This is a genomic window from Microbacterium sp. NPDC076895 (assembly GCF_040687115.1).
Taxonomy (GTDB): domain Bacteria; phylum Actinomycetota; class Actinomycetes; order Actinomycetales; family Microbacteriaceae; genus Microbacterium.
In genome coordinates this window covers 104,181-125,087 of record NZ_JBFBMQ010000005.1, presented here as the reverse complement: position 1 = coordinate 125,087, position 20,907 = coordinate 104,181, and the positions used below count along the sequence as shown (strand labels likewise).

19 protein-coding genes and 1 tRNA gene are annotated in these 20,907 nt (G+C 66.6%); 13 read left to right on the top strand and 7 right to left on the bottom strand.

Going from position 1 to position 20,907, the window contains the following annotated elements:
- The first annotated feature begins 5 nt into the window (after positions 1 to 5).
- The 6 genes from AB0O89_RS06140 to AB0O89_RS06115 all read left to right on the top strand — a co-directional run bounded on the left by AB0O89_RS06140 (position 6) and on the right by AB0O89_RS06115 (position 3,785).
- Positions 6 to 1,286 carry a glutamate-5-semialdehyde dehydrogenase gene (locus AB0O89_RS06140; RefSeq protein WP_363495134.1) on the top strand — a complete coding sequence of 427 codons (1,281 nt, stop codon included), beginning with the start codon at positions 6 to 8 and terminating at the stop codon, positions 1,284 to 1,286.
- Positions 1,287 to 1,337: 51 nt separating this feature from the next.
- Positions 1,338 to 1,562: a hypothetical protein gene (locus tag AB0O89_RS06135; RefSeq protein WP_228178960.1), complete on the top strand. Its 225-nt coding sequence runs from the start codon at positions 1,338 to 1,340 to the stop codon at positions 1,560 to 1,562.
- A gap of 7 nt (positions 1,563 to 1,569) precedes the next feature.
- Positions 1,570 to 2,169 (top strand): nicotinate-nucleotide adenylyltransferase, encoded by a 600-nt coding sequence (gene nadD, locus AB0O89_RS06130; RefSeq protein ID WP_300594278.1) that lies wholly within the window; start codon positions 1,570 to 1,572, stop codon positions 2,167 to 2,169.
- Complete coding sequence (locus tag AB0O89_RS06125; protein ID WP_363495132.1) at positions 2,166 to 3,209, top strand: hypothetical protein; 1,044 nt, start codon at positions 2,166 to 2,168, stop codon at positions 3,207 to 3,209. Before nadD ends, AB0O89_RS06125 begins: the two co-directional genes overlap by 4 nt.
- Before the next feature lie 46 nt (positions 3,210 to 3,255).
- Entirely contained in the window at positions 3,256 to 3,633 is a 378-nt protein-coding gene (gene rsfS / locus AB0O89_RS06120; RefSeq protein ID WP_363495130.1) for a ribosome silencing factor, read from the top strand.
- A 76-nt stretch (positions 3,634 to 3,709) separates the two neighbouring features.
- Positions 3,710 to 3,785 (top strand) — tRNA-Ala (locus AB0O89_RS06115).
- Between the two features lie 65 nt (positions 3,786 to 3,850).
- Here the strand turns inward: AB0O89_RS06115 and AB0O89_RS06110 are convergent.
- Both AB0O89_RS06110 and AB0O89_RS06105 read right to left on the bottom strand, forming a co-directional pair.
- Positions 3,851 to 4,537 carry a hypothetical protein gene (locus AB0O89_RS06110; protein WP_363495128.1) on the bottom strand — a complete coding sequence of 229 codons (687 nt, stop codon included), beginning with the start codon at positions 4,535 to 4,537 and terminating at the stop codon, positions 3,851 to 3,853.
- A gap of 63 nt (positions 4,538 to 4,600) precedes the next feature.
- Entirely contained in the window at positions 4,601 to 5,893 is a 1,293-nt protein-coding gene (locus tag AB0O89_RS06105; RefSeq protein ID WP_363495126.1) for a M15 family metallopeptidase, read from the bottom strand.
- Between the two features lie 42 nt (positions 5,894 to 5,935).
- Here AB0O89_RS06105 and AB0O89_RS06100 point away from each other — a divergent pair, with 42 nt between their 5' ends.
- A complete protein-coding gene (locus tag AB0O89_RS06100; RefSeq protein WP_363495124.1) occupies positions 5,936 to 7,213 on the top strand; it encodes a glycoside hydrolase family 3 N-terminal domain-containing protein in 1,278 nt (425 codons plus the stop codon).
- 9 nt (positions 7,214 to 7,222) lie between these two features.
- On the opposite strand, the gene AB0O89_RS06095 is transcribed toward AB0O89_RS06100, so the two are convergent.
- The 3 genes from AB0O89_RS06095 to AB0O89_RS06085 are packed head-to-tail and all read right to left on the bottom strand — an operon-like array spanning position 7,223 to position 9,701.
- On the bottom strand, positions 7,223 to 7,948 hold the full coding sequence (locus tag AB0O89_RS06095; RefSeq protein WP_363495122.1) for an SOS response-associated peptidase: 726 nt from the start codon (positions 7,946 to 7,948) through the stop codon (positions 7,223 to 7,225).
- A 9-nt stretch (positions 7,949 to 7,957) separates the two neighbouring features.
- On the bottom strand, positions 7,958 to 8,995 hold the full coding sequence (locus tag AB0O89_RS06090; RefSeq protein ID WP_300590452.1) for a phosphatase domain-containing protein: 1,038 nt from the start codon (positions 8,993 to 8,995) through the stop codon (positions 7,958 to 7,960).
- A 4-nt stretch (positions 8,996 to 8,999) separates the two neighbouring features.
- The gene (locus AB0O89_RS06085) at positions 9,000 to 9,701 is read right to left on the bottom strand and encodes a DedA family protein (protein WP_300590453.1); all 702 of its coding nucleotides are present in this window, start codon (positions 9,699 to 9,701) and stop codon (positions 9,000 to 9,002) included.
- A 42-nt stretch (positions 9,702 to 9,743) separates the two neighbouring features.
- Here AB0O89_RS06085 and AB0O89_RS06080 point away from each other — a divergent pair, with 42 nt between their 5' ends.
- The 5 genes from AB0O89_RS06080 to holA all read left to right on the top strand — a co-directional run bounded on the left by AB0O89_RS06080 (position 9,744) and on the right by holA (position 17,827).
- The gene (locus AB0O89_RS06080) at positions 9,744 to 11,066 is read left to right on the top strand and encodes an anthranilate synthase component I family protein (RefSeq protein WP_363495119.1); all 1,323 of its coding nucleotides are present in this window, start codon (positions 9,744 to 9,746) and stop codon (positions 11,064 to 11,066) included.
- 80 nt (positions 11,067 to 11,146) lie between these two features.
- The gene (leuS, locus tag AB0O89_RS06075) at positions 11,147 to 13,717 is read left to right on the top strand and encodes a leucine--tRNA ligase (RefSeq protein WP_363495117.1); all 2,571 of its coding nucleotides are present in this window, start codon (positions 11,147 to 11,149) and stop codon (positions 13,715 to 13,717) included.
- Positions 13,718 to 13,810: 93 nt separating this feature from the next.
- On the top strand, positions 13,811 to 14,389 hold the full coding sequence (locus tag AB0O89_RS06070; RefSeq protein WP_363495115.1) for a helix-hairpin-helix domain-containing protein: 579 nt from the start codon (positions 13,811 to 13,813) through the stop codon (positions 14,387 to 14,389).
- A gap of 51 nt (positions 14,390 to 14,440) precedes the next feature.
- Positions 14,441 to 16,789, top strand: coding sequence for a ComEC/Rec2 family competence protein (locus tag AB0O89_RS06065; protein ID WP_363495113.1), 2,349 nt, complete (start codon positions 14,441 to 14,443; stop codon positions 16,787 to 16,789).
- A 9-nt stretch (positions 16,790 to 16,798) separates the two neighbouring features.
- Positions 16,799 to 17,827, top strand: a complete 1,029-nt coding sequence (gene holA / locus AB0O89_RS06060; RefSeq protein WP_292729430.1) for a DNA polymerase III subunit delta — start codon at positions 16,799 to 16,801, stop codon at positions 17,825 to 17,827.
- A gap of 55 nt (positions 17,828 to 17,882) precedes the next feature.
- Here holA and rpsT read toward each other — a convergent pair whose 3' ends face one another.
- Together rpsT and AB0O89_RS06050 are read right to left on the bottom strand one after the other, a co-directional pair.
- Positions 17,883 to 18,143: a 30S ribosomal protein S20 gene (rpsT, locus tag AB0O89_RS06055; RefSeq protein ID WP_363495110.1), complete on the bottom strand. Its 261-nt coding sequence runs from the start codon at positions 18,141 to 18,143 to the stop codon at positions 17,883 to 17,885.
- A gap of 107 nt (positions 18,144 to 18,250) precedes the next feature.
- On the bottom strand, positions 18,251 to 18,976 hold the full coding sequence (locus AB0O89_RS06050; protein WP_363495108.1) for an alpha/beta hydrolase: 726 nt from the start codon (positions 18,974 to 18,976) through the stop codon (positions 18,251 to 18,253).
- A 75-nt stretch (positions 18,977 to 19,051) separates the two neighbouring features.
- Between AB0O89_RS06050 and lepA the strand changes: the two genes are divergently transcribed.
- A complete protein-coding gene (gene lepA / locus AB0O89_RS06045; RefSeq protein ID WP_363495106.1) occupies positions 19,052 to 20,899 on the top strand; it encodes a translation elongation factor 4 in 1,848 nt (615 codons plus the stop codon).
- Positions 20,900 to 20,907: the final 8 nt, after the last annotated feature.

Here is a 20,907-nt window from a genome sequence, read left to right as displayed (position 1 = left end):
CTCTCATGTCAACCACGCTGATGTCACCGACGGATGCCGTCACCGGCGCTCGGGAACGGATGCAACACGCCAAGAGCGCTGCGCGCACGGTGGGTCTGCTCTCCGCGCAGCGCAAGAGCGACATGCTGCGCGCCGTTGCTGCGCGTCTGGAAGCCGACACTGATCTGATCATCGATGCGAACACGGCAGATCTGGACCGGGGTCGTGAAACCGGGCTTTCCGAGGCACTCCAGGATCGGCTCAGGCTGGATGCCGCCCGGGTCGCGGCACTTGCGGCAGCGGTGCGCGAGGTCGCTGAGCTTCCGGATCCGGTGGGTCGAGTGCTCGAGGAGCGTCGGCTCGAGAACGGCCTGTCGCTCACCAAGGTAGCGGTGCCGTTCGGTGTGGTCGGATCCATCTACGAAGCGCGCCCCAACGTCACTGTCGACATCGCTGCGCTTGCGCTGCGGTCTGGCAACGCCGTGGTCTTGCGCGGCGGCTCTGCCGCCGAGAACAGCAACCGGGCACTCATCGCGAGCATGCGGTCGGCCCTCGAGAGCGTCGGTGTTGATGCCGAGGCGATCCAGACCGTGGATGACTTCGGTCGTGATGGCGCACGGGCGATGATGCAGGCTCGTGGGCTGATCGATGTGCTCGTGCCCCGGGGGAGCGCCCAACTCATCGAGACGGTTGTCACCGAGTCGACCGTGCCCGTGATCGAGACCGGGGCTGGTCTTGTTCACATCGTTCTCGACGAGAGCGCGCGAGCTGACTGGGCACTGGATATCGTCGTCAACGCCAAGGCGCAACGGCCGAGCGTGTGTAACGCCGTCGAGACGGTGCTGGTTCACCGTGGCGCCGCTGACCGCCTCGTGCCGGATCTTGTCGGCGCGCTCCAGGCCGCTGGCGTGACCGTGCATGGTGACGCCGACGTGTCGGCTCGCGCCGAGGGCGTCATCCCCGCCACACCCGACGACTGGGCAACCGAGTACCTGAGCCTCGATGTCGCCATCCGTGTCGTCGACGATCTGGATGCCGCGCTCGAGCACATCCGCACGTATTCGTCGCAGCACACCGAATCGATCATCACCGAGGATCCTGCTGCGGCTGAGCGATTCCTCGCGGAGGTCGATTCTGCGGTGGTGATGGTCAACTCTTCGACGCGCTTCACGGATGGCGGCGAGTTCGGCTTCGGTGCCGAGGTCGGGATCTCGACCCAGAAGCTCCACGCGCGGGGGCCTATGGGCCTGCCTGAGCTCACCAGCACGAAGTGGCTGGTGCGCGGTGCCGGTCAGGTGCGTGGCTGAGAGCTAAGCTGGGTAGGCGCACTTGTCGCCGCAGCCACGAACGGAGTTTCAATGACCCTCGTCTCGCTTCTCGCCTTCGCCGCAGAAGAGTCGGAGCACCACGGCAACGTGGCATTGGAGACCGTCATCTTCGGGATCATCGCCCTGGCCGTCTTCGGACTTCTGGCGCTCGTGACTGCGTCATACCGCAACGTCGCCAACCGCCACGCGCACAAGGCAGAGGCGTACGCGAAGACCCACGCGGCTGAGCTGCAGCGATCGGGGCACGGCCACTAGGCATCCGATGTCGGCAGCACGAGCACGCCGAATCGGGGTGATGGGCGGGACGTTCGACCCCATCCATCATGGTCACCTGGTCGCGGCAAGCGAAGTAGCCGACTCTTTCGGACTCGACGAGGTCGTCTTCGTCCCTACCGGACGGCCGTGGCAGAAGAAGAACGAGGTCACGGAGTCTGAACACCGGTATTTGATGACGGTGATTGCAACGGCATCCAATCCCGGCTTCTCGGTGAGCCGCGTGGACATCGATCGCGACGGCCCGACCTACACGATCGACACCCTGCGCGACGTTCAGCGACTCAATCCCGACGCGGATTTGTACTTCATTACCGGCGCGGACGCCATAGCGCAGATCCTCAGCTGGAGAAATCATGATGAACTGTGGGAGTTGGCGCATTTTGTCGCCGTCTCTCGACCCGGGCACGTTCTCAACACCGACGGGCTTCCCGTCGAGGACGTCAGCCAATTGGAGATCCCTGCGCTGGCGATCTCGTCGACGGACTGTCGGGAACGGGTTCGTGGGGGACACCCCGTGTGGTACCTCGTTCCTGACGGAGTCGTCCAATACATTGCGAAGCACCATCTGTATCGGAGCAACGAATGACGAATGAGCAGCAACCGAACCAGCCGTTGACGCGTCGGCAGCTTCGGGAGCTCCGCAGCACGGGCGCAACCCCGATCCTGACGCCCGAGGGCACACCGATCATGCCCCCGTCAGAGAACGCTTCGCCCACTCCAGCGCCGGTTCAGACGTCGGCCGACACTGACGCTAACCAGGATGCCGAGCAGGCGCCCGTCTCGGCTGACTCCGCCGAGCAGGCATCGGCGGGTGGTGGCACGGACAACGCGGCCGAGCCCGCCGCGCCGGCCGACTCCTCGGATGATTTCACGTCCGCGGCAGCTGACGCATCTTCATCGGCTGACGAGCTCCCGGGTTCGAGCCCGACCGGTCCGACGGTCGCAGCCGACGGGGCGCCGCTGACACGCCGACGTGTGCGGGAACGCACGGGGAACACGGACGCCTTAACCGTGAGCGGTACTGACGGTGACCACAGGGCGCCGTTCATTTCGGTTCCGCCGGCGTCGCCGGAGGAGCATGCGATCTCGCAGGCCGCTGCCGGCCTGGCCTCTGACGAGCCCGTAGAACGCGGCACGGTGAGTCCGCAGCTTGGTTCTGCACTTCTTGCGGGCATGGCCACCGAACCCGACCCGCGCCCGAGTTTCGACCAGCTCATCTCCCGTCCGAGCGCGGGCGCGACCGGCACCGGCAGCGCGCTGATCATGACAGATTCCCCGCCACAAGGCATCACGGCGCCGGTGAACGCGACGGGGGAGGTGCTTGTCACCGGCAGCTTGGCTCTTCCCGACCTTTTTGCGACGACGGGTCAGATGCCGGGTGCATCCGAGGGGCTCGATATCGACGCAACGTATGCTGACGGAGAGCTCCCGCAGCACTCATCACCGACGCCGATTGCTGCCAGTGCGGCGGTCAGCACCGTCAAGACGACAGCCGAGATCATCAAGCCCCCCGCGCCCGAGAAGGGGTCGCGGCTCATGCTCACTCTCGCCATCACCGCGGGCGTGCTCGCGCTGGCTCTGGTCGGCGTGCTGATTCTCGCTTTCGCGACAGGCGTGTTCTCGTGACGCGCCGCCGGCGTTGGTCGCGTCTCGCGAGTGCGGGAGCGCGCGCGTGACGGCTACGGATGTATCGAAGCAGATGCTTGCGATTGCGGCTGCGGCGGCGGAGGCCACGGGTGCCGAAGATCTCGTCGCGCTGGATGTCTCGGAGCCGCTCCCTCTTGTCGACATCTTTTTGCTCGCGACCGGTCGCAGCGAACGGAATGTCGCGGCGATCGCTGACGAGATCGAAGAAAAGCTGCTCGAGGCCGGGCACAAGCGTCTTCGTCGCGAGGGTCGCCAGGAGTCCCGGTGGATTCTTCTGGATTTCGGCGATCTGGTCGTGCACGTGTTCCACGAGCAGGAGCGGGCGTTCTACGGCCTGGAACGGCTCTGGAAGGACTGCCCGGTTGTGCCCATCGATCGCCCCGCGCGGGCGGTAAGCGACTGAGGACGGATGCTGCACCGGTTCGGCTGCTGCCCGCCGATGTAGTAATCTGTTCTAGTTGCCTCTCGGGGCGACATCCGGGCCTGTGGCGCAGCTGGTAGCGCACCTGCATGGCATGCAGGGGGTCAGGGGTTCGAGTCCCCTCAGGTCCACCAAACGAAGAAGGGCGCCCCATGTGGGCGCCCTTCTTCGTTCCTGCGGAGAGGTCTACGCGCCTGCGCTAGAACCAGGTGAAGGGGACGATCACCGTCAGTCCGAGGGCAAGCAGGAAGATGGCGCTGCTCACGCCGATGAGAATCCACTGGGCGCGACGGTTTCGGATCACTGCGGCGATACCGAGAAGGAAGAGCGCGATTGCCATCAACACTGTGTTGAGTGTCAGTCGATCGCTGTACTGATTAGCCTCGTCACCCTCAGCGAGCAGGGCCTTTGCCGCGGCATCCGCGTCAGACCACGCGCCGAACAGGGCGTCCTGGTAGTCCTCCGAAGCCTGCGGGTCGGTGTAAGTGGTCGGGTCTGCCTCGTTTTCGGCCTGGGCCCACGCGATGGCGGCGTCGAGGTCTTCCGAGACGCTCGTGAAATACAGCTGGTCGTATTTCTCGGATGCCGCGGCGGCGACGTCCGGGTCGGCGCCATCCATCTCGATCTGATACTCCGAGAGGCGCGTGAGGGTCTCGGCATCCTGCACGTACTGCTGATTCGCCTCCAGGTAGATGGACTCCGCCTCGGTCTGGGCCGCTCCGCCGCGTGAGTACGCCGCTGCCTGCTGACCGCCGTACAGGGCGGCCTCAAACGAGACGTATGCGGTGGCAACAGAGACCACACCAAGAAGGATGACGATGAGGAGCTGGAGGTCCTCAAAGAATGAGTGTCGGCGCGACGATGCTGCGTCGGAAGATTCGGGCATGAGCGAGATCGTACTGCCTCGTCGAGGTTGCCGATGTCACCCTCGGTGCGGTGGAAATCCTGCTCAGCTGTAGACCGAGGTAATGCCCAAATACTCCTCGAGCGACAGCCCGCTGTTGTACACCGCCGTAGCGGTGTCGACGCCGAGGTAGCGCAGGTGCCAGGGCTCCCAGATGTATCCGGTCACCCCCTCTTTACCCTGCGGGTAGCGCACGATGAAACCGAACCGGTGCGCGTTTGCGGCGACCCATTGGCCCTCGGGCGTGTATCCGAACGCTTCCGTGATGGTGTTCAGATCAAACGCGAGGCCCGACTGGTGCTCACTGTGCCCGGGCCGCGCTGAGTACCGGTCGGCAGCAGCCGTACCGTCGCGGGAGGCGTAGCTGTTGTAGACCTTGACCTGTGTCGCATAGGAGCGGAACCCGCTCGCAATCCAGAGGTTGTACCCGAGCGATGCAGCTTCGGCACGCATCCGCTCGAACGCGGCGAGTGTGTCGCCAGTCAGTCCGTTCCCGTACCAGCTGGGCAGGCGATAAGTCTTGTTGGCGATGAGGATGCCGTTGATATACGTCGGTTGGACGTCGTCGTCTCCACCGCCGCTGTTGCCCCGCGCCTGCGCAGCCTCAGCTGCGGCTTGCGAGTCCTGGACCGCGGTCCATGATTGCTGGTACGCGCCGATCCGCTGCGACGCGCTACCAGCCGCGGAGTCGCCGAGCGCGGCGACCGCGGCAGCGTACGCATCCTTGGTCTCCTGCGAGGCAAGACTCGGCACCTCGACCGCTGCGCCGTGAGCTGCTGCCGACGCAACGACGGCGTCGATGTCGGCCAACGCCGCGGTGGTGGCGGCTTCAAGCTCCGAGGTCGACTGCTCAGATGTGTCGGCAGTCTCCGTCAGGTGGGCCGCATCCTCGGTGAGCGATTGTGCCTGCGCGAGCTGCGCCTCTCGGCCCTCGGGTACGTCTGGTGTCGAGCGCGGGTCGGGCGCGGTTGTCGTAGCCGTCACCTCACCCGGCGAGGCGATTGTCAGCAGCCCCGCCGCAACTAATGCATCCAACGACGCCCGCAGCGTGTCGAGGGTCGCAGAATCCTGCAGCATCTCGGGGTCGGTGACCTCGATAACCGTCGACGCCTCAGCTGCCGCAGCGATGGCATCCGTCTGGGCCGCGCTGAACGCAGCGGCAGAGTGGTCGACCGCAGCTCCGGAGACTACCCACGCAGTGAGTGCGTCATCGAACGCGGTGCGGGCCTTGGCGTTGTCGGTCGTGATCGTCCCGACGACGCCGGCCGTCGTGAACACCGCCGCGAACCCGAGGAACGTCCGGCGCGCGATCGCGCGGTCTTTGCGGCTTGCCCCCATGCAGACAAGGGTAGTGCGCGCGAGAACGGGTAGCGTGAACACGTGAGTTCGGCAGGTCGCCATCGATTCCATGCGGTACGCCGCGGAGAAGACGCGCGCATGCTCACGCCCGTGACGCACGCGGGGATCGCGGCAGCAGCCGTGGCCTGCTTCGTGCTGGGAGCTCTCGTCCTCGCACCGGCGGCGGACGCCACGAGCTCGCCCTCCGGTGCCACGCAAGCGCCGGCAGGTGATGTTGTCGTCGTCGCCGGCACAGCCGAGAGCGTCGCCGCTCGAGCCACCGCGGCCGTTGCGGCGATGAGTCTCAGCGAGCGCGCCGCGAGCGTGATCATGGGGCACATCTCGACAACCGACCCCGGCGTGCTTCGCGACTACATGTCGAGTACTGGCGTCGGCGGTTTCATCCTCATGGGTGCGAACATCCCGGGATCCGAAGACCGGTTGCGCGAGATCACTGCGGCCCTCACGGTAGACCCGGCGGTTCCGCCGCTGCTGGGCATCGACCAGGAGGGCGGCGACGTGTCTCGCCTTCCGTGGGACGATTTTCCGTCGTCGATCACACTCAAGAATGAGCCGCCGGAGGCTACCGAACTCGCTTTCGCCGGAAGAGGTGCACTCGTCCAGCGCGCGGGCATCTCGGTGAACTTCGGCATCGTTGCCGACATCACCGACGACACGAGCATGTTCATCTACCGCCGGGCGCTCGGGACAACGCCCGAGAATGGTGCCTCACACGTTGCTGCTGCGGTGGTCGGCGAGGAACCCGAGGCCCTGTCGACCCTCAAGCATTTTCCGGGCCATGGCGCTGCCCCGGGCGACTCGCACCGCGGCATCCCGTCAACGACAGAGACCTACGACCAGTGGCGTCAAACGGATGCCGTCCCCTTCGCGGCTGGCATCGAGGCCGGTGCTCCGCTACTCATGTTCGGGCACCTCGCGTACACATCGATCGACGAGAAGCCCGCGACCCTGTCGAGCGAGTGGCACCGCATCGCGCGGGAGGAGCTCGGCTTCGACGGCGTCGCGATCACCGATGACCTCGGGATGCTCGAAGCGTCGGGCCTCCGCGAATACCAGGATCCCGTTTCCAACGCCGTCGCTGCCCTCGCCGCGGGCAACGACATGCTGCTGTCGGTGTTGGGAACGAACTCTCAGACCGCGGCAGAGCTGACGGCGGGCATCGTCGCCGCCGTTGAGTCCGGCGCCCTTCCCGCGGAGCGCCTCGACCAAGCCGCGGTGCGAGTAATGACGCTGCGGCTGCAGACTGCAGGTGCCGGTCGCGGTCTCGTGCCCTGCTCGTCCTGCGCGCCTGCGGCCTGATCCCGCTCGTCAGGGGAGCGGCGGTCCTGGCACGGGCTCGATCAGCGCGGGTGAGTTGTTCCGGACGTTCCCGACGTCTGAGCTGACCGGATACACCTCCAGGGTGTCGGCAACCATCTCGGCAGCGTCGACGGCGGCATCCAGGATGTCTCGCGGGTAGTCGAGAGTGGGGTCGAGCCAGGCGTCAGCGTGATCGGGATCCATGAAGACAGGCATCCTGTCGTGGAGCGATCCGAGTCCACCGGAGGACGCACGCGTGAGGATCGTGAACGAGAGCACCCACCGGTGGTCAGCATCCTCGGGCTTCGACGGGTCTTTCCACCATTCATAGAGCCCGGCGAAGAGCAGAGGTTCGTCGTCGGCAGGATGGATGAAATACGGCGTCTTGCCGGCATCCGTGCGATGCCATTCGTAGTAGCCGGTCACGGGGACGATCGCGCGCCGCTTCTCGAGTGCGGCGCGGAACATCGGCTTGTCTTCGAGCTCCTCGGAGCGAGCGTTGAAGGCTCGTGCCCCGATCGAGAGGTCTTTCGCCCAGCCGGGGACCAGGCCCCAGCGTGCGCCTTCCAGCCGCCGTACCGGGGGTTCGGTCTTCGCGGAATCGAGCACGATCGCAGCCCTGTCGGTCGGCGCGACATTGAACGACGGTCCGGGCAGGTCATCGCCGACGAGGTCGACGCGAAGCATCCCCACGAGCTCGGTTCCAACACTTGCCACGACGAACCGTCCGCACATGCGGCAAGACTACGCGGGGGATACCCCAGCGGCCTGGAGTCGGTCGAGCAGGCCCGCGCCATCGGATGCCGTCACCCACGGCACTTCGGCTGCCGAGTGGTCGTTCACTGCGGTTCGGCCGCCAGCGAGCACGGCCTCAGCAGGGGAGAGGCGGCGGATCGCGACAGCCGCCACGTGTCCGGGGTTCTCGCTGGCGAAGGCCGTGTAGATCGCGTCGTCGTGCTGACCGTCATCACCCACGAGCAACCAGCGGATGTCGGGGAACTCCTCGGCGAGGCGTTGCAGACTGTGCTCTTTGTGGGCTCGTCCGCTGCGGAACCAGCGGTCATGGGTGGGACCCCAGTCGGTGAGCAGGAGCGCTCCGGGCGGGAAAAGGTGGCGTCGCATGAACCGCACCAGCGTCGGTGCGACGTTCCATGCCCCTGTCGACAAGTACACGACAGGACAGCCCGGATTCTCGCGCGCAAGCCGCTCGAGAAGCACAGCCATCCCGGGCACCGGCTGCCTGGCGTGTTCGTCGACGACAAACGAGTTCCACGCCGCCAGCAGCGGACGCGGGAGCGCTGTCACCATGACGGTGTCGTCGACATCCGAGACAATGCCGAAGCGCGCATCCGGTGCGACGACGAAAACGCGTGATTCAACGGGGGCGCTGCCTTCAACGGTCATCGTGAACGTCTGCCACCCGGGCGACAGGGCGGCATCCAGCACGACATCCACGACACCGCCGCGGTCCGCGTTCACGGTATGCGTCTGGCCGGCTACGGTGACGTCCACACGAGCGAAGCCGACCGGAACGGCGAGGAAGCTCCGCCATCCGCGCACTGATGCGTACTCCCCGCCGCCGCGCGGCTTACGTGGCGGGACGATCAACACGCGTCCAAGAACCCGGATCCAGCCATCGCCGCCATACCCCGCAAACGGGGTCACCGTGGGCTTGAGGCCGCGCGCGCGGGCGCGTCGCTCCCGCCAGGTGTGAAAGCGTCGCTCAAGTCGTGCGAGCCACAGGATCTTGGGGGGCGCGGGGGTTTCCTCCGGTCCGGGCACCCGTTCAGTCTGTCATGCCATCGAGGCTCGGGTTTCGTGGGGCATCTTCCGACGGAGTGCGCTCGTCATCGGCATCCATGTGCCGCCGCTCGATGCGGTGCAGCACCTTCTTGCCTAGGTAGATCGCCAGGATGAACAGCGCGATAGCGGCGACGAAGATGTATCCGGCGTAGTGGGCGCTGTCGGCGAGGTCGCGGTAGGTTCCCGCTGCGGCCGACGCAACCGAGACGTAGATCGTCGCCCACAGGATGCAGGCAGGCGCTGTCCACGCGAGGAACCGCCGGTACGCGAAGCCGGTCATCCCGACGGTCAACGGCACCAGGGAATGCAAGACCGGCAGGAATCGGCTCAGGAAGATCGCGATCCCGCCACGCCGGTTGACGTACAGCTCGGCCCTGATCCACGAACGCTCACCGATGCGGGCACCGAGGCGTGAGTATCGGATGCGCGGGCCGAGGAATCGTCCCAGCCAGAAACCGATGCTTTCGCCGATAAGCGCGCCGATCACGACCGCGACCCCCAGTGCCACCCCCTCCCAGGGGCTGCCGACAGCGGTGCCGGCGATGATCACAATCGTGTCGCCGGGAACCACGAGTCCGACCAGGACACTGGTCTCGAGCATGATGGCAAGACCTGCGACGAGGGTGCGCACGACCGGATCGACTGCTTGCACCGTATCCAGCAGCCACGTGAGCCACTCGTTCATCCTTGAAGCGTAGAGCCGCCGACAGCGTTTAGCCTGTGAGGCGTGACCACGCCGCCGTCGAACGTTCAGCTAGCGGCGTGGCGTGAACCCGAGCAGGTCTTCTGCGGATGGGCGCATCGGTACGAAAACGCGTTCTGGCTGGATGCCGGCCCCGGCGCGACCTCCGGGCGGAGCTGGGTCGGCATCGGTGAGCCCGTCGCTTCGGATGCTGTCGAGCGGGTGGTCTTGCGGGGGAGTGCTGCCGAGGACGACTCGCGCTCGGATGAGCGTGGCCCGCGGCCCGGGGCATGGGTTGGCTGGTTCGACTACGACGCCGGTGCGCGGCGGGCGGGGGCGCCGTCGTTCCCGGACTCGGGCGGCGACGCCCGATGGATGCAGGTGCGCGTTGTCGTCGAGTTCGACCATGCGGCATCCATCGCGACAGTGTTTGCGGCGGGTGGCGCTGGAGAGCTCGCTGCCGAACTCCTGGACCTCCAGCATCCGGGTGAGATTCCGCAGCCGACGCCGGTCGTCTCGTCGGCACGACACGACGCGACAACCTACGCGGCCCTGATCGAGCAGTGCCGCGAGCAGATCCGCCTGGGCAACGCGTACCAGCTGTGTCTCACGACGCGATTCGAGGTGGAAGGCGTCGACGATGCTCTCGCTGCCTACCGGCGCCTGCGACGTGGCGTCAGCGCTCACCACGGCGGCTTCGTGCGGATCGCGGACCGAGCGCTCCTGAGCGCGAGTCCCGAGCAGTTTCTCGAGGTCGACCGCGGCCGCATCCGGACTCTCCCGATCAAGGGAACCCGTCCCCGCTCGGCTGACGCGGAAGTCGATGCCGAACTCGCCGAAGATCTGCGCACGGATGTCAAAGAGCGGGCCGAGAACGTCATGATCGTCGATTTGATGCGCAACGACCTCTCGCGCATCTGCCAGACCGGCACCGTCACTGTCGAGCGACTCTTCGACGTCGAGTCCTATCCAGCCGTGCATCAACTCGTGAGCACGGTTGCGGGCGACCTCCTCCCCGGACTCGAGGTGGGCGAGCTTCTCGGCGCGACATTTCCTGCCGGCAGCATGACGGGCGCGCCGAAGCTCTCGGCGATGTCGATCCTGCACCGACTCGAGGGTGCGCCGCGGGGTCTCTTCGCCGGATGCTTCGGTTGGATCTCGCCCCAGGGAGACCTGGATCTGGCGATGGTCATACGCTCGATCGTCATCGAGCAGGATCACGCCTATGTCGGCGCTGGCGGCGGTATCACCTGGCTCTCGCAGGCATCGTCGGAAGTCGCGGAGGTCGTCGTGAAAGCGCGCGGACCACTCGCCGCTCTCGGCGCATCAGTCCCGCCGAGCTGGGCGACAGCGGCCCCGGGCGCGTGATTCCAGGCATCCGGTAGCCTGGATGGTGCGCTTTCGCGCGTCTTCCCTGCATCCCGATTGGTACCCGTTACGTGAGTCAGATGGCCCCTACCGACACCGTTGCCGCCCACGGTCCCGAAGGCGGGTATGACCCGCAAGCGGTCCAGGCCAAGTGGCAGGAGCGCTGGGCGGCCGCCGATCCGTTCCGCGCGGGCGGGACCGATGACACGCGTCCACGCAAGTACGTGCTCGCGATGTTCCCGTATCCGTCGGGCGACCTGCACATGGGGCACGCCGAGAACTATCTGTACTCGGACATCGTCGCCCGTAGCTGGCGGCACCGCGGCTACAACGTGCTCAACCCGATCGGCTGGGACTCGTTCGGCCTGCCGGCCGAGAACGCCGCGATCAAGCGCGGGGCCGACCCACGCGAGTGGACCTACGCCAACATCGACCAGCAGAAGGCGGGCTTCCGTTCTTACGGGGTCTCGTTCGACTGGAACCGGGTGCTGCACACCAGCGACCCCGAGTACTACCAGTGGAACCAATGGCTTTTCCAGCGACTGTTCGAGCGCGGCCTGGCGTATCGCAAGGAGAGCCCGGTCAACTGGTGCCCGGTCGACCAGACGGTGCTGGCCAACGAGCAGGTCGTCGACGGCCACTGCGAGCGCTGTGGCGCCGAGGTCATCAAGAAGAAGCTCACGCAGTGGTACTTCCGCATCACCGACTACGCCGATCGGCTGCTCGACGACCTGAACCAGCTCGAAGGCTTCTGGCCCCACAAGGTCCTCCAGATGCAGCGCAACTGGATCGGTCGCTCGGTCGGAGCCGACATCGACTTCGAGATCGAGGGCCGCGACGAGAAGGTCACCGTCTTCTCCACCCGCCCCGACACGCTGTACGGAGCAACGTTCATGGTGGTCGCTCCCGACAGTGATCTGGCTGCTGAGCTGGCATCCGGCTCGACGCCAGAAGTCCAGAGCGCGTTCCAGGACTACCTCGAGACGGTGCAGAAACAGACCGAGATCGAGCGCCAGAACACCGATCGCCCGAAGACCGGGGTGTTCCTCGACCGCTACGCCGTCAATCCGATCAACGGAGAGCGCCTGCCGATCTGGGCAGCCGACTACGTGCTCGCCGACTACGGCCACGGCGCGGTCATGGCAGTGCCCGCACATGATCAGCGTGACCTCGACTTTGCGCGCGAGTTCGGTCTGCCCATCCGCGTTGTTGTGGACACGACCGCACCCGCCACGGGTGCCATCCCGGTCATCGGGGAGGACGGTCCGCTCTCGGAGGATGCCGATGACATCGAGTCCATCGATCCCGCAAAGACGGGGGTGGCGCTCACCGGTGAAGGACGTCTGATCAACTCCGGGTCGCTGGATGGCCTGAGCAAGCGGAACGCCATCGCGCGGATCACCGAGATTCTTGAGACTGCGGGCACGGGGCGCGCCTCGAAGTCGTATCGCCTCCGCGACTGGCTCATCTCTCGCCAGCGCTTCTGGGGTACGCCGATCCCGATGGTGCACACCGAGGACGGTCGTATCGTCCCGGTCCCCGAGGACGAGCTGCCCGTCAGGCTCCCCGACGCTCACGGCCTCGACCTGGCGCCCAAGGGTACGTCCCCGCTCGGGGGCGCTTCCGAGTGGATGGCTACCACCGACCCTGAGACCGGTGATCCAGCCCTTCGCGACCCCGACACGATGGACACGTTCGTCGACAGCTCGTGGTACTTCCTGCGCTTCCTGTCACCGGGCAACGACTCGGTTGCTTTCGACCCCGCAGAGGCGCAGCGCTGGGCGCCGGTGGACTTCTACATCGGGGGTGTGGAGCACGCCATCCTGCACCTGCTGTACGCGCGCTTCATCACCAAGGTCCTGTTCGACATGGGACTCGTCGACTTCACCGAGCCGTTCTCGAGCCTGATCAATCAGGGCATGGTGATTCTCGGCGGCTCCAAGATGTCCAAGAGCAAGGGCAACCTCGTGCTCTTCCACGAGGAGCTCGCGACGCACGGTGCCGATGCGCTGCGCGTGGCTCTTGCCTTCGCGGGCCCCGTCGAGGACGACAAAGACTGGGCCGATGTCTCCACGACGGGTGCGCAGAAGTTCCTCTCTCGCGCGTGGCGCATCGCGCAAGAGGTCACGAGCGAGCCGGATGTCGTCTGGGCGGAGGGTGATGTCGCGTTGCGCCGAATCACCCACCGCCTCTGGGCGGAGGCTCCGGGCCTCGTCGAGCAGACGAAGTTCAATGTCGTCGTTGCGCGGCTGATGGAGCTGGTCAACGCGATCCGCAGAACCATCGACACCGGTGCGGGCCCCGCAGACCCGGCGGTGCGGGAAGCAGCCGAGGCTGTGGCGATGATCCTCGACCTGTTCGCCCCGCACACGGCAGAGGAGATGTGGGAAGCGCTCGGCTACGAGCCGTTCGTCGGGCTCGTCGGGTGGCGTCAGGCCGATCCGACGCTGCTGGTCGAAGACACGGTCACGGCGGTCGTGCAGATCGACGGCAAGGTACGTGCGACGCTCGAGGTCTCTGCCAAGATCGACGGCGCCGACCTGGAGGCTCTCGCTCGCGCCGACGAACGGGTGCTCCGCTCGCTCGCCGGACGCGACATCACACGGGCCATCGTTCGCGCTCCGAAGGTCGTCAGCTTCAGCACGAGCTGACGCCTTCCTCCCCACGGGAGGTCTGCGAGAGCTTCTGCACCGCTTCGGTCCCCCCGTCGCTCGGTGACTGAGTCATCGCCATAGCGTCGCGATGTGGGTGGGCTTGCGCGCGAGGAGCGACGTCGCTGGGGCGTCGGTGCTGTCGTCATTCTGGCCCATGGCGCTCTTGCGATCGCGGTGATCGTGGGGATCGTTCGGGGTGCCGGATCCGCTCAGTCATTGGCCCCAGCGCCGGTGACGGTGGCCACGGCGTCCACCTCGCTCTATGTCCACGTCTCGGGAGCTGTGAACGCTCCAGGGCTGTACGTTCTGCACGCCGATGCGAGGGTCGTCGATGCGGTGGCTGCGGCAGGAGGACTCGCCGAGGATGCCGAGGCTGCCGGGGTCAATCTTGCGCGCCCCGTATCGGATGGGGAGCAGGTGATCGTGCCGCGCGTGGGGGAGGCACCGGCAGCTGGACCTGCCGGTGTCACGGCCGACGGCCGGGTGAACCTGAACAGCGCGGATGAAGGAGCGCTCGACACGCTCCCGGGCGTGGGGCCAGCCATTGCCGGACGGATCATCGAGTGGCGGGAGGCGAACGGGCGGTTCGCGAGCGTCGATGATCTGTTGTCGGTCTCCGGGATCGGACCCAAGATGCTCGAGTCCCTTCGTGATCTCGTCACGGTGTGAGCGGGCCGCCCTGTGCTGAGCGGAGGGCGGCGATGGCGTGCCGCGCGGCTCGTGCCGGCCGCGGTGGTGGCATGGGCGACGGCTTTCGTGCTGGTGAACGCTCCTGCGCTCGCGCCGATGGCGGTCATGGCCCTGGCGGCGGCCGGCGTCGGTGGGGGAGTTGTGCTCGGTGCGATCTCGCGACCGCGCTCCTCGACCGCGGCGTCGGAGGCTGGCGGCGTGTATCGGCGCTCCCTTGCGACGGCAGGCGTCTTGTCTGTTGTCGTTGTGGCGCTGGCGGCGGCAGCTGGGGTCGGCATCCATGTTGCGTTGGCGCAGCCGGGGCGGGATGCCGCGCTCGAAGCCTTCGGAAGCGGCTCGCGTGTCGTCGAGGTCGAGGCGATCGTCAGCGGCAAGGTCGAGCCGCGCGCGGGCGGCCAGCGCGCGTTCGATGCGTCGATCCGACTCATCGGGGCTGATGGAGGTGCGATCTCCGGCTGGACTGACGCGGCAGTACGCGTGTCGGGCGAGCAGGTCAGCAGCGGGCTGGATGTGGGCGCACGTGCACGGATGAATGGAACGAGCAGGCCGGCGTATCCGGGAGATCGTGCCGTTGTTCAGATCCTGGCGCACGAGATAGAGGTCGTCGAACCACCCACCGGCATCCTGCGCATCGCAGCCGACCTCCGGCAGTCGCTGGTCCGAGCCGCCGCGGGTCTGCCCGGCGGCGGGGGAGAGCTCGTTCCTGGACTCGCGGTGGGTGATACCTCAGCGGTCAGCTCCCAGACGGATGCCGACATGAAGGCATCCTCGCTATCCCACCTCACCGCAGTGTCGGGCGCAAACTGTGCGCTCGTCGTGGGGATCGCATTCGTCGTTGCGGCTGGACTCGGGGCTGGGCGCCGGGTCCGCGTCGTTTCCGGTCTCGGTGCGCTTGTCGGCTTCGTCATCCTCGTCACGCCCGAGCCCAGCGTCGTCCGCGCCGCGATGATGGCAGGAATCGCCATGCTCGCGGTCCTGCTCGGTCGCGCTGGCGCGGGGGTCGCGCTGCTGAGCGCGGCCGTGGTCCTGCTCCTGCTCTTCGACCCCTGGTTGGCGGGCTCACTGGGGTTCGCGCTTTCCGTGGCTGCCACGGCGGCGCTTCTGACGCTGGCCCGACCGCTTGCATCGGGGCTGACGCGTGCGATGCCGGCGCCGCTGGCGCTTGCCCTCTCCGTGCCGCTTGCCGCCCAGCTGGCGTGCGGACCGCTGCTGGTGCTGATCGACCCAACGGTGCCCCTCTGGGGTGTGCCGGCGAACCTTCTCGCCGCGCCCGCCGCCCCCGCAGCGACGGTGCTGGGGCTTGCCGCGTGCCTGGCCGCGCCGTTCCCGGTGCTGCAGAGCGGCCTGGCAGCACTCGCGTGGCTCCCGGCAGCCTGGATCGCCGGGATCGCGGATGTCGCGAGCGGGTTGCCCTTCGCACGCGTTCCTTGGGTGAGCGGACTCGTGGGCGCTCTCTCACTCGCTGTGGTGGGCGGACTCGTCGCCCTCGCGCTCGGCCTACCCGCACAGAGCCCCCGGTCCGCCCGCATCCGTCGTGGCTCGGCGCTGCTGCTCGCAGCTCTCGTCACCGTCTGGACCTCCACGACCGTTGTCACCACGATCACGCAGCGGTGGGGCATCCCCGGCGAGTGGTCGATTCTGATGTGTGATGTGGGCCAGGGAGACGCGGTGCTCGTGCGCAGCGAGGGCGCGACGGCGCTCATCGACACGGGTCACGACCCCGCGCTGGTGAGCGCATGCCTCGACCGGGTCGGCGTCACACGCCTCGACTTGCTCGTCCTGACGCACTTCGACAAAGACCACGTCGGCGGCACCGAGGCGGTGATCGGGCGCGCCGAAACCGTGCTGCACGGTCCGACCGACGGAAGCGCCGACGAACGGCTCCTGGAAGAGCTCGCGGCCGCTGGAGCGCAGGTGGTGTCGGCTCAGGAGGGGATGACGGGAACGCTCGGTGGCGCCCACTGGAGCGTGCTCTGGCCGCGTGCCACGGCGCTGTTCGCTGCGGGTAATGACTCGTCGGTGACCGTGAGTATCGAAGGCGGTGGCGTCCCACGATCGCTCTTCCTGGGCGATCTTTCGGCGGATCCGCAGCGGATGCTGCGCGCGAGTGTCAGCGGCGTCGTTGAGGTCGTCAAGGTGTCCCACCACGGCAGCGCTGATCAGGATCCTGGTCTCTACGAGCAGATCGCGCCGCGCGTCGCGCTCATCGGGGTGGGAGCCGACAACACCTACGGTCACCCCACCACGACGACGATCGCAATGCTGCAGGGCAGTGCCGTCGGGCGCGCCGACCAGGACGGGATCGTGGCGGTCGTCGGAGAGGGCGACACCCTCGCTCTATGGCGGGAGCGGGCGGCGTCTGTCGTGGGTGGCGGCTAGGCTTTCGGCATGGCTGCACCCCGTCGCTCGAGTTCCTCGAAGTCGGCGATCCGGCAGGTACCGTGGCGTGATCCGCGTCCTGCTCCCATCGTGCTGGTCTCGGGTCCCGAAGACGTCTGCGCAGAGCGTGCGATTGCGGGTCTGCGTGACTACGTCCGCGCAGAGGACCCCGCCGTCGAGGTGACTGATCTGCGTGCCGACGACTACGTGGCGGGAACGCTGCTCACCGTCACGTCGCCGTCGCTGTTCGGTGAGCCTCGGCTCGTGCGCGTCTTCGGAGTCGAGAAGGCATCCGACTCGTTCCTCACCGAAGCCGTGGCCTACCTCGAGTCGCCCCAGGAAGGCGCAACCGTCGTTTTGCGCCACACGGGCGCGAGCGTGCGAGGCAAGAAGCTGCTCGACGCGATCCGGAGCGGAAAGGCTGATGCTGTCGAGATCGCCTGCCCCGCGGTCAAGCGCGATAGCGACCGCTACGACTTCGCCGCTGCCGAGTTCTCTTCCGCGAACAAGCGGATCGCGCCTGCCGCCCTCCGTGCGCTCGTCTCGGCGTTCTCCGACGACCTCACCGAGCTCGCCGCGGCATGCCAGCAACTCATCGCGGATGTCGATGGTGATGTGACCGACGAGATCGTGCGGCGCTATTACGGCGGACGCGTCGAAACGACAGCCTTTGCCGTGGCAGACACCGCCATCGCGGGACGCTACGGCGAGGCGCTCATTACGCTGCGGCACGCTTTGGCCAGCGGAGCTGACCCGGTGCCGCTTGTCGCGGCGATCGCGTCGAAGCTGCGGACGATGGCGCGTGTTGCCGGCCTGCGCGAGTCCTCTGCCGCGATCGCGGCCCGGATCGGGGTGAAGGACTGGCAGGTTGACCGTGCCCGCCGGGATCTCACCGGCTGGAACGAGGAATCTCTGGGCCGAGCCATCCAAGCTGCGGCGCGAGCGGATGCCGAGGTCAAGGGTGCCTCGCGTGACCCGATCTTCGCTCTCGAGCGACTCGTCACCGTGGTCGCGACGCGCAGCGAGTTCGGGAGCTGACGTCCAGAACGACAAAGCCCGCCCCGAAGGGCGGGCTTTGCATGAAGCGTGAGGCTTAGAGAGCCGCGACCTGCTTCGAGATCGCCGACTTGCGGTTTGCAGCCTGGTTGGCGTGGATGACGCCCTTGCTGACTGCCTTGTCGAGCTTCTTGGTCGCCGTGGCCAGAGCCTTCTCGGCGGCGGCCTTGTCGCCGGCGGCGATGGCCTCGCGGGTGCGACGCACCTCGGTCTTCAGAGCGCTCTTGACTGCCTTGTTGCGCTCGTGAGCCTTCTCGTTGGTCTTGTTGCGCTTGATCTGCGACTTGATGTTCGCCACGTGGAGACGTTCTTTCGTTCGAGTGATGGATGGACTGCCGGCGACGAGAGAGGGGCGTCCACCAGCGATCGTGAGGGTAAAACCCACACACAAGCCAATCAGCGAGTCTACCAGGTCTGTTCGAGGGTCGTGAGCGCGAGGTTCAGGACCGCGTTGAACACTCGAGGACGCATGGCCGTAACCAAGTGACTCGTCCGCGGCACAACGATCAGTTCGGCATCCGGTGCGACCCGCGTGAACAGCCGCTCGTTGACCCGCAGCTGGTCGAACTGGCCGTTCACGAACCACAGTGGGACCTCGATCCGGCCGAGGGCCGACAGCAGGTCCAGCACCGACAAACTGCGAAGTGCCGTGTCTTGCGCGTCGAGCGCATAGCCCCCAGCGCCGAAGTCCGCCCGTGTCTCTGGTGGCAGCGTGGCATCCAGCACCCGTTCACTGAGCCACGCTCCGCGGTTCGGGAGCGAGTCGAACCCGCGGGCGAGAAGTCGATAGGTCTGCAGTGCGGCACCGCGCGGAATGGCCGTGCATGATGCGGCAATCAGGCCGGCGATCGGAGGGGCATCCTCTTGCCCGGCGTACTCGATCGAGAGCAGTCCGCCCATCGAGTGGGCGACCAGCAGGACGGTGCCGTGTTCCTCCGCGGCACGGCGCACGGCCTCATCGATCGTTGCGAACGCACCGTCGAGCAAGAACGTCTCGTTCATCCGCGACCCGTGCCCGGGGAGGTCGACGGCTGTCACGGGGTTACCGCGCTCGATCAGGTACTGCTCTTGCGCCCGCCACATCGTGCGGGAGGTGCGGATGCCGTGAACGAGAACCACCGCGACCGCCATGTCGGTAGAGTAGCCCGCCGTCGCCGTGAGGCAAGGGGGATGCGACAGTGCGCACGCCGGTAGAATCGTGCGGATATGTCCCCCCGTGCCTCTACGCCGCTGCAGCCGGCAGCTACGCCGCCCGCGCAGATCCGCAACTTCTGCATCATCGCGCACATCGACCACGGCAAGTCCACCCTGGCCGACCGCATGCTGCAGATCACGGGCGTCGTCTCTGATCGCGACATGCGTGCGCAGTACCTCGACCGCATGGACATCGAGCGCGAGCGCGGAATCACCATCAAGAGCCAGGCGGTGCGGATGCCCTGGCAGACGGATGCCGGCACCTTCGCCCTCAACATGATCGACACTCCTGGTCACGTGGACTTCACCTACGAGGTGTCGCGCTCGCTCGCGGCGTGCGAAGGCGCGGTCCTGCTCGTGGATGCCGCGCAGGGGATCGAAGCGCAGACGCTTGCGAATCTCTACCTGGCGCTCGAGAACGACCTGCACATCATCCCGGTGCTCAACAAGATCGATCTACCCGCCGCGGACCCCGAGAAGTACGCGGCTGAACTCGCGAGCCTCATCGGCGGCGATCCGGCCGATGTGCTGCGAGTCAGTGGCAAGACCGGGCAGGGCGTGGAGGAGCTTCTCGACAGAATCGTCGCTGAGATCCCAGCCCCCACCGGTGACGCTGACGCGCCGGCCCGCGCAATGATTTTCGACTCCGTCTACGACGCCTACCGCGGCGTCGTGACCTACGTGCGGATGGTGGACGGCAAGCTCGAACCGCGCGAGCGCATCCAGATGATGTCGACCCGGGCAACGCACGATCTTCTGGAGATCGGAGTCTCCAGTCCCGAACCGACCCCGACCAAGGGCCTCGGCGTCGGCGAAGTGGGGTATCTGATCACCGGCGTGAAGGACGTGCGCCAGTCGAAGGTCGGCGACACGATCACGAACCAGCGCAAGCCGGCATCCGATGCCCTTCCGGGCTACACCGACCCCAAGCCCATGGTCTTCTCGGGCATCTACCCGATCGACGGCAGCGATTACGCCGATCTGCGCGAAGCGCTCGACAAGCTCAAGCTCTCGGATGCCTCACTGCAGTACGAACCCGAGACCTCGGTTGCGCTGGGCTTCGGCTTCCGCTGCGGGTTCCTCGGGCTCCTGCACCTGGAAATCATCACTGAGCGACTCTCGCGCGAGTTCGACCTCGACCTGATCACCACCGCGCCGTCGGTGACCTACACGGTCACAACCGACACCGGAGAGACTGTCACCGTCACCAACCCCAGTGAATACCCCGACGGTCGGGTTGCCGAGGTGTCGGAACCAGTGGTGAAGGTCGGCATCCTGTTGCCCAAGGATTATGTGGGTACGGTCATGGAGCTGTGCCAGTCCCGACGCGGGTCGCTGCTCGGTATGGACTACCTGAGCGAGGACCGCGTAGAGCTGCGCTACAACATGCCGCTCGGTGAGATCGTCTTCGACTTCTTCGATCAGCTCAAGTCCAAGACGCAGGGTTACGCGAGCCTGGACTACGAGCCGGCTGGGTCGCAGACCGCCGATCTCGTGAAGGTCGACATCCTCTTGCAGGGTGAGAAGGTGGATGCCTTCAGCTCCATCGTCCACCGCGACAAGGCGTATGGGTACGGCACGATGATGACTGAGCGCCTCCGCAAGCTCATCCCGCGCCAGCAGTTCGAAGTGCCCATCCAGGCCGCCATCGGGGCGCGGATCATCGCCCGCGAGAACATCCGCGCGATCCGTAAGGACGTGCTGGCCAAGTGCTATGGCGGTGACATCACCCGCAAGCGCAAGCTGCTCGAAAAGCAGAAAGAGGGCAAGAAGCGCATGAAGATGGTCGGTCGCGTCGAGGTCCCCCAGGAGGCGTTCATCGCAGCGCTCTCGGGGGACGTCGAGGGTAAAGACAAGTAGTCTGATCG

Coding starts and splice junctions, on each gene's coding strand:
- AB0O89_RS06095 (WP_363495122.1), bottom strand. CDS start 7,948: ATGTGCGGACGGTTCGTCGTGGCAAGTGTTGGAACCGAGCTCGTGGGG.
- leuS (WP_363495117.1), top strand. CDS start 11,147: ATGGCCCCTACCGACACCGTTGCCGCCCACGGTCCCGAAGGCGGGTAT.
- AB0O89_RS06050 (WP_363495108.1), bottom strand. CDS start 18,976: ATGGCGGTCGCGGTGGTTCTCGTTCACGGCATCCGCACCTCCCGCACG.
- AB0O89_RS06135 (WP_228178960.1), top strand. CDS start 1,338: ATGACCCTCGTCTCGCTTCTCGCCTTCGCCGCAGAAGAGTCGGAGCAC.
- AB0O89_RS06125 (WP_363495132.1), top strand. CDS start 2,166: ATGACGAATGAGCAGCAACCGAACCAGCCGTTGACGCGTCGGCAGCTT.
- nadD (WP_300594278.1), top strand. CDS start 1,570: ATGTCGGCAGCACGAGCACGCCGAATCGGGGTGATGGGCGGGACGTTC.
- AB0O89_RS06140 (WP_363495134.1), top strand. CDS start 6: ATGTCAACCACGCTGATGTCACCGACGGATGCCGTCACCGGCGCTCGG.
- lepA (WP_363495106.1), top strand. CDS start 19,052: ATGTCCCCCCGTGCCTCTACGCCGCTGCAGCCGGCAGCTACGCCGCCC.
- AB0O89_RS06105 (WP_363495126.1), bottom strand. CDS start 5,893: ATGGGGGCAAGCCGCAAAGACCGCGCGATCGCGCGCCGGACGTTCCTC.
- AB0O89_RS06085 (WP_300590453.1), bottom strand. CDS start 9,701: ATGAACGAGTGGCTCACGTGGCTGCTGGATACGGTGCAAGCAGTCGAT.
- AB0O89_RS06110 (WP_363495128.1), bottom strand. CDS start 4,537: ATGCCCGAATCTTCCGACGCAGCATCGTCGCGCCGACACTCATTCTTT.
- holA (WP_292729430.1), top strand. CDS start 16,799: ATGGCTGCACCCCGTCGCTCGAGTTCCTCGAAGTCGGCGATCCGGCAG.